At 69.7% G+C, this 8,291-nt stretch carries 5 protein-coding genes and 1 pseudogene; 4 read left to right on the forward strand and 2 right to left on the reverse strand.

Translation table 11 applies throughout. From position 1 onward, the window contains the following. Positions 1-870: 870 nt before the first annotated feature. Positions 871-1,029, forward strand: a pseudogene (locus V7050_RS15345) (helix-turn-helix domain-containing protein); the annotation flags it as partial. A gap of 186 nt (positions 1,030-1,215) precedes the next feature. Here V7050_RS15345 and V7050_RS15350 read toward each other — a convergent pair. Then, entirely contained in the window at positions 1,216-1,800 is a 585-nt protein-coding gene (locus V7050_RS15350; RefSeq protein ID WP_324374761.1) for a hypothetical protein, read from the reverse strand. A 29-nt stretch (positions 1,801-1,829) separates the two neighbouring features. Further along, on the reverse strand, positions 1,830-4,154 hold the full coding sequence (locus V7050_RS15355; protein ID WP_324398186.1) for a hypothetical protein: 2,325 nt from the start codon (positions 4,152-4,154) through the stop codon (positions 1,830-1,832). A gap of 592 nt (positions 4,155-4,746) precedes the next feature. Between V7050_RS15355 and V7050_RS15360 the strand changes: the two genes are divergently transcribed. The 3 genes from V7050_RS15360 to V7050_RS15370 form a co-directional block, all read left to right on the forward strand. Continuing rightward, positions 4,747-6,303, forward strand: a complete 1,557-nt coding sequence (locus V7050_RS15360) for a tyrosinase family protein (RefSeq protein ID WP_324374765.1) — start codon at positions 4,747-4,749, stop codon at positions 6,301-6,303. 89 nt (positions 6,304-6,392) lie between these two features. Continuing rightward, complete coding sequence (locus V7050_RS15365; protein ID WP_324374767.1) at positions 6,393-7,061, forward strand: hypothetical protein; 669 nt, start codon at positions 6,393-6,395, stop codon at positions 7,059-7,061. Positions 7,062-7,070: 9 nt separating this feature from the next. After that, positions 7,071-8,291: S8 family serine peptidase (locus V7050_RS15370; RefSeq protein ID WP_324410786.1), on the forward strand; the 1,221-nt coding region annotated here is incomplete at its 3' end.

Here is an 8,291-nt window from a genome sequence, read left to right on the forward strand (position 1 = left end):
TGTAGCTCAGTCGGTTAGAGTGCCGGCCTGTCACGCCGGAGGTCGCGGGTTCGAGCCCCGTCAACCGCGCCACTATTTCAATGGCTTAGCCGGATTCGTGCCGGCCGGTTTCAACTTTCCCGGGCAGAGAGTCTCAACTTTTCGCCCCGACTTGTTCTCCCGAATGCGCCGACGGCCCCGCTTCCGGGCCTCGTCCGCCAGCTCGACGGCGGCCTGGTTGACCGGCAGATAGGTCGTCTGGAGATGCGCGGACGATGCCACCGTGTTGGCCATCTTCTGCGGGATCACGCTCAGGTCGGCCCCGCCCGACTGGGCCTACAAGGCGCCGGTCCGGCGCATGTCCTGAAACCGCCGCGTGTCCGCCGGGGACACGAGCTTGCGGATGTCCCGGAAGTCCTTCGCGAGGCTGTTCCTGGTACAGGCGGCACCGGTGCGCGTGATGAAGATCGGCGCGGACGGCAGAAGGTTTTTCGGTAGGGTCGCCACGTAGGCCAGAATGAGGGCCTGGGTGCGGCGGAACAGCGTTGCCAGCGCGTCGTAGGCAATGGCGATGATGCAAGTACTTTCGTCGCCAGGCCGCCTTCACGAGCCGGACGACCTCGCCCGCCTCCCAGGTCGCCGACCAGCCCTTCGGCGTTTCCCGCCGGATGCCGAAGCCCGGATCCTGTTCGGCGGAGCAGCGGTGCGTCGCGGCGGCCACGTTCCAGAGGGCACGCCAGATCTTCATCGCTCGGTGCGCCTCCGACACCGACTTCATGACGGTTGACCTGCGCTGGGAGCTGACCCAGGCAGCCGGAAGATTTCCACTGAGAAGTGCCCCATGTTCGAACGACCCCTGGCTGGCGAAGCAGGGGCAACGGAATGATCGACATGGCGTTGCTGAGCGTGATCCGACGGTGGGCGCTGCGGGATCGGCTTTCCATTCGGGAGATTGCGCGGCGGACGGGGCTGTCGCGGAACACGATCCGCAAGTACCTGCGGGGCGAGACGGTGGAGCCGGCCTTCAGGGTTCCGGGACGGCCGAGCAGGCGGCCGAGAAGCTGATCTACCTCGCCATCCGCGGGCACGGAGATACGTCGCGGACGGTGCGCGGGTGGCTGACCGCGGTCAAAGAGTTCGCCATCATGTTCGAGGAGCGCTCTTCCCGGTGCCGCGCCGAGAGCGGTCAGAGCGGAACCGGGCCGGTGGCCGATACACAGAGTTCCTGACAATCCTCTACCGGCAGACGGCTTCGTCCCGGTTCTCGGCACAGAACGCTTCGAGCGCCCTGGCAAGCTCGACACGCGCGCTGGAGTTCGCGACCGGCACCATCGTCATCCGCATGTCTCCCTGCTCCGAGCCGCCCTCGCCGGCCCCGCCGGGCGGGGTGCCGATCTCGACCTCCTGCATGCGAACCTCGGTGGCATCCGGCTCGAGGGGAATGGTGGCGGTGAAATCGGCCCGGTCCACGAGATAGGTCTCTCCGTTGCCTTCGAGCTCGTGAACGATTCTCGGGTCGTCTATCGCCAGGGCCTCGAGCACTTCGTTGTCGCTGCCGAGAAGTTCCAAGAGAACCGCCCGGTCCGAATGGCCGACCTGTTCGGAAGAGGATGGGGGCGCCACGACGATTTCGGTTTCTCTGATCTCCACACCGCCTGCGTCGCTGATCGTGCCCCGCATCACCACCAGCGGCCGGCTGCCTTCCTGCGTGGCCTCGAGCGGATCGAGCCCCGGCGGCTGCTCCGGAGCGAGGACCTGGGCATGGGCGGCGGCGGCCAGGGCGGCCAGCACTGTCGCGATGAAGACTTCCTTGCGCATCATGTCACCATGCTTCTCGCGCCAATACCATCTCAGGGCAGGTTGTCGAAGGTCCAGACGGCCCGCCGGCGCGATCCCTGGTCGAAGTTGAAGTCGCCCGGCGCACAGCTCGGATATCCCTGGGCGCAGGTGCTCATCAGATCCTGCCGATCGGCGACCCAGAACGCCCGGTTGTCGCTCGAACGGTTGAAGCTCTGGCACCGGCCGGAGGGCCATCCCTGCCGCGCCGCGTCATCCAGGCAGTTCGTGCTGCTGGTGTAGAGGTTCGGCCAGGGCGCGGGCTGCCAGTAACCGCCGTCGCAGCAATAGGCATCGGCGAGGCCGAACAGGGCGTGCCCGGTCTCGTGCATGAAGGTCCGGCTGCTGGTAGGTTCCGACGAGAAGATGCCGCCGCTCGCACAGTCGCGGAAGTTGGTCGCGTGAACGATCGCGCCGGAGTCGGCGAAGGAGGCGTCGGTCGCGAAATTCGATGGCGCCCGCAGGATGCACTGGTCCGAGTCGTTCCGGAACGCCTCGCCGGTGTCGCGGATATACCAGAAGTTCACCCGGTAGCCGTTCGCCGACATCAGCTCGTCTGCCATGTACGAGTTGAGCAGGGTGCCCTCGAGGTCCTGAAGGAAGGTTGCCTGGGAGGTGTAGCTGCGGCTGTCGCGAATGAACACGATGTCGAGCTTCTGACTCGTGCTGCCGTGGAACCAGATCGGCACGACCCGCCCCGGATAGTCGCCGACCGCGAACACCCGGTAGCCGGTCCAGCCCCGACCGCCGGCGGGATCGTAGGCATTGGCGCCATAATTCGTGGTCGCCCAGCTATTCGGCCGCGTATAGGTGCCGGACGGCTCGACCACCGCATAGCGCGCTCCGTTGCGCGGCACGAGGAACCGGCTGGTCGCGGTTTCGGCCTGGAACCAGAAGTCCGCCCCGGCATCGGTATTGACCTCGCGGCCGCCGTCCAGGTCGCCGAGCCAGGTCTGGCGCACGTCGAAGGTGCCGCGCCGGAAGACCGACGGCGCGCCGCCTGCTGCCGGGGTGTTCCATACGGTGTAGGCCAGCTGCATCCGGCCCGGGCTCGCACCGACCGCCTCGCGGAACTGCAGGGCCGCAACCCGGCCCTCACTCGTCACAGCGCAGATCTTGGCGCCCTTGCCGAGCGTGGCAAGATCGACGCGAGACGTGCCCAGCCGGGCGCCCGAGCAGGCGCTGAAGCCACCCGGCACGTCCTCGGGATAGGGGCCGCCGACGAAGGTGCAGGGGGATCCGGCACACTCGGTGCCGAGCCTCGCGTTGACGAGGATGTTCACCCGCCGCAGCCCGTCCGCGTCGTCGGCCTCGGCCCGGAAAGTGACCATCTGGTTCATGCTCGGGTGAAGCGGCGCATGGCTGAGGCGAATCCGCGGGATGCCACGGTCCCAGTCCTGTCCGATCCGATAGCGGAAATTGTTGGGGCCCGCGGGGTTGTCGTAGCCCATGAGGACAACTTCGGGCCGGCCGTTGTTGTTGAGATCGGCCGCCGCGACGCCCGCTCCTTGGCCTGAATCGCCTACGCCGTCGACCTTGACCATCGGCGACCAGGAGCCGACCTCGCCAGTCGTCGCGACATTGAAGGCAACGCGGTAACGGAACTGATTGGCTCCCTCCGGGGCGTCGTAGGCCATGACGATCAGGTCGAGGGTGCCGGACCGGTCGAAATCGCCGAGAGCGATCCCCGCGCCTTCGCCTGCGCCTCCCATCCCCGCGATCCGCCGCCAGTCCGACCATCCCCCCGTCGGGATGCCGCTTCCGTTCAGGTCCCGTCCGACCCGGTACCGGAACTCGTTGGCCCCCGCAGGCGCGTCATAGGCAAGCAGGACCATGTCGGGCCGACCATTGCCGTCGATGTCGCCGACAGCGATGTCGGCGCCTTCGCCGGCATCGCCGACCCCGGCCACCTGCGCGGAGCCGCTCCAGGACGTGGCGACGCCGTTCGCGTCGAGGTCGCGACCGACCTTGAAGCGGAAGTTGTTCGCGCCCTCCGGGGCGTCGTAGGCCATCAGGATCATCTCCGGGCGGCCGTTGCCGTCGAGATCGGCCACGGCGAGTCCGGCGCCGTCGCCTTCGTTCCCCAGGCCCGGGATCTGGACGTGCCCGGTCCACGACGCCGCCTGGCCGGTGGCGCTCAGGTTGCGCCCTACCCGGTAGCGGAAGCTGTTCGGCCCGGTCGGATCATCATAGGCCATCAGGATCATCTCGGGAACGCCGTTGCCGTCGAGGTCGGCGAGAGCGACACCCGCTCCGTCACCCTCATCGCCGACGCCGCCGATCTCCGTATGCGCCGTCCAGGCCTGCGGAAAGCCCTGAGCCGGGGGCGCGGCCGCCATCGACGCAATGAGGAGGACAGATGCTCGAAGATACATGGCCGCCCCGTGTGTTCGAAAATACGAATCAAGAAGACGTCCCAAAGATCATACATCACCCGCGAGAATCCAACTACAGCGAGATCGCGCGAACGCCCGATGGCGCGGTGCGTGCGAGGGCGGCGCATCTGGAAAGGCGGGCAGATCACGCCACTGGCGTGGTGCGCCGGAGCGCGACCATCTCCCGGGGTCGCGGCGCGCGCTTCACCAGCCCCGCTCCCCAACCGGGAGTTCCGCTCCCGGCCGGGACGGGCGCCGCCCTCGTCTGTGGCGGGACGGTCGTACCGGGAATATCGGGCCCCAGATGCGACCGCCCTGCGCCTGTCCCCCCACGAAACCAACCCTCGGAGCGATCTCGCGGACCGGAATCTTCGCACGCTCCCGACACAAGTCAGATCACACGCCACCTGCGAGATGTCCCGCAAGCTCTGACGACGGACACCGCGCACTGGTATACTTCGAGCGGTATTTAAGAACGAATCACGCGGCGGCTTCGATCCGGCGTTTCGTGGCACGGCGCGTTTCATAGACGATATCGCAAGTGGGAGGATCACCCATGCCGTTCGTTCGCAAGGAAATTCGCAGCCTCGGCGCGACGTGGAACGACACCACGCTCTGGTACGCCAAGGCGGTCGGGAAGCTGAAGGAGCGGTCCTTCACCGACCCCACGAGTTGGTGGTTCCTCGCCGCGATCCATGGCTTCCACCCGGTGGTCTGGACCGAGTTCGGCTTCATGGACGATAAGACCCCGATGCCCGCGCCCGACCTCCTCGCGCTCTGGTCGCAATGCCAGCATCAGACCTGGTACTTCCTGCCCTGGCATCGCGGCTACCTCTACGCCTTCGAGGAGATTGTCCGCAGCGTGGTCCTCGCCGAGGGCGGTCCGGCGGACTGGGCCCTGCCCTACTGGAACTACAGCAAGGATGCGGCGGCGCGGGTGCTGCCCGAGGCCTTCGCGGAGCAGACGCTGCCCGATGGAGCAGACAATCCGCTTTTCGTGCCGCGACGCTATGGCGACGGCACGCTGCCAATCACCATCCCGCCCTTCTCCGTCTCGCTGCAGGCGCTGAACGCCTCGACCTACACCGGGGGCGACGACGACATCCCGCCCGGATTCGGCGGACCGGAGACGCCCTTCCATCATGGACCTGAGACCCAGACGGCGAACGGCGCGGTCGAGTCGCTGCCTCACAACGTCATTCACGGGGACGTCGGCGGTGCAGAGCCGGGGACCGACCCGAACCAGTGGTTCAACCTCGGCCTCATGTCGATGCCGATCACTGCGGGGCTCGACCCGATCTTCTGGCTTCACCACGCCAACATCGACCGCCTCTGGACGATCTGGTCGGCGATGACCGGCCATGCCGACCCGACGGACGGCGACTGGCTCGATGGCCCAGCCGACCGCGGCTTCGCGATGCCGCTGAGCGACGGCACGACCTGGCAGTTCACGGCGAGCGCGGTCACCGACACCCGCGCCCAGCCGATGAACTACCGATACGACGACGAGACGCCACCGGTGCTGCCGTCGCGCGTCGCGACGCGCATGGCCGGGCTCGTTGGACAGGCGGTGGCGCCGACCGGTGCCGGCGCGGTCAGGGAGGTGGAGATGGCCGGCGGCGATCCCGAGCTCATCGGTGCGAGCGACGGCGAGGTTCGCGTCGCCGGACGCACGCGCGCGGAGGTGAAACTCGACGAAGCCGGCGTCGGGACGCTGCGGACGAGCCTCGCCCGGGCCGCGGCGGCGGGCGGCGGTGCGACGGAGGAGCCGGCGCGGGTCTTCCTCAAGGTCGAGGGCGTGCGCGGCACCGCCGATGCGGCGGTCTACTATGTCTTTGTGGACATCCCGCCCAATGCCCTCCCCGCCGACTATCCCGAGCGCCTCGCCGGCACCCTGTCGCTGTTCGGCGTGTCGGACGCCACCGCCGCCAGCGGCCCGCATGCCGGCAACGGCTTCAACCAGGTCTTCGAAATCTCCGGGATCGTCGACGCGCTGCACCTCGCGGGCGATGACCTCGCCAAGCTCGAGGTGCAGTTCGTGCCCTCCAACAAGGCGAGCGAGGCATCGAACTTCGCCGTCCGCCGCATCAGCGTCTTCAAGCTCGGCGAGTAGCGCGCGTGGTGCGCCCTCGCCCGCCCTCCCGGCGGCTCCGCCGAGGGCCGGCGCCTTGGCTCCTCGGCGCCGGCCTCCTCGGCTGGGCGATGATGGCCCTGTCCGGCGCGCACCACGCGCCGGTCGCAGCGATGGTCGCCCTCTGCTCGGGTGCGGAGATCGCCTGGCCGGTGCCCGGTGCCGGTGCCGCCGCTGGCCACCGGCCCGGGGCGATCGCATGGCTCACCATGCTGCTGGCGATGGCGCCCCTCCTGCGCATCGAGGTTGGCCTGCTCTGGGCCGCGGCGCTGCCCCGCCGACGCCTGACCGCCGTCGCTGCATTCGCCGGCGCCTATGCCGCGCCCTGGCTGGCGCTCGGCTTCGCGGCCCTCGCTGCTCCTGCTCCCGCGCCCGCCGCCCTCGCGTGGGGCGGCGCCCTCGTCGTCGCCTGGAGCTGCGCGCCGCTGCGGCAGCGCTGCCTCAACGCCTGCCACGCCCGCCCGTCGGTCCGCGCCTTCGGCCCCGCCATGCTTGTCGACGCCGGACGGTGGGGCCTGAGGACCGGCGCCCTCTGCGCCGCCATCTGCGGGCCGGCGATGCTCCTTGCCGCGAGCCTGCCCTACCATCTCCCGGCGATGGCGGCGGTGGTGTTGCTCGCCGCTGCCGAGCGCCGCCGGCCGGCCCGCCCGCCGGCATGGCGGCTCCCCCTCGCGGGCAAGGCCCCCTTGCCCTGGGAAGCGCGCATCATGTCCCCGCCGCCGAACCCGGCCCAGACCTGAGGTTACGCCATGCGCTACTTCATCAAGGCCTACTGCATGCACGAGTACGAGGTACGCATCCTCGAAGCAGAGGAGCAGGCGGGCACAGTCCAGGGCGACGTACAGGCTGGCTACACGAACGGCCTCGTCGTCGCGACCGCCGAAGATGCGACGATCGAACGCCTCGCCGGGCAGGGCATCGTCGTGCAGGCGCTCGGAGTGGTGCCGGAAGGGCCATCCGAGGGCGGAATGCCCGAGGCGGCACCCTCCACCGAGGCCGCGGCGGCAGCTGGCGAACCGGGGATCCGGGGCGGACCGGCGGCTGTCGACACGCCGAGCACGGCGCCGTCCTACTGGCTCGCACAGATCGTTGACGTCAGCGACGAGACGATGCACGTCCTTGCCGAGGCCGGCGCCGAGATCATCGAGCGCGACCCTTCGGGCCGGCTCGTCCTGCGCGCGGCCGATGCCGAGGCGCTGCGGCGCCTTCCCTTCGTCAGCGTGCTGCAACCCTACGGCGTTGCCGACGCGATGGCAACGGGCGCGCCGGACTTGTCCTTGGAGGAGGAGGCTGCCGACGACGCGGCGCCGGGCACGCGGCGCCTCTCGGTCCGACGGGCCGGGGACGCGGGTGCCAGGCTCGAGAGTGCCGCGGAGACCGGCCCGGTCAGCGCCGGCCGCTTCGAGGCGATCTGTCACGAACAGGCGGAACGCGACGCCGTCGCCGACCGCATCGCCGACCTCGGCGGTACCGTGGTCGTGAGCGCCGGCCGCGTCGTGCGCTTCATCCTGAATGCCGCTGACGTTGCGCAGGTCGCGGCGCTCCCGGGCGTCGCCAGCGTCGCGGCCGCCCGGCCGCCGCGGCTGCGCTGCGACCTGGCGCGGGTGATCGTCGGCCTCGAACGCGCCGGCGCGGTACCGGCGGCACTGCCCTACGACGGCGCGGGCGAGCTCGTCGGCGTCGCCGACACCGGGCTCGACACGAGCCACCCGGACTTCGCCGGCAAGGCGGTCACGGTCATCGCGCTCGGCCGTCCCGGCGACGGCTCGGACCCGGACGGCCACGGCACCCATGTCGCCGGAACGATCGCCGGCAGCGGCGCGGCCTCCGGGTCCGGGGCGCCGCTTCGCGGCGTCGCGCCGGCGGCCGACCTCTACTTCCAGTCGATCCTCGACGCCAATGGCGGGCTCCGCGGCCCGCCGGTCGCGCGCGGCGGCCTTGTCCAACCCGCCTATGACCCGGGGGTCCCC

Origin of the sequence: Amaricoccus sp., assembly GCF_036846665.1 — a bacterium.
Classification (GTDB): Bacteria; Pseudomonadota; Alphaproteobacteria; order Rhodobacterales; family Rhodobacteraceae; genus Amaricoccus.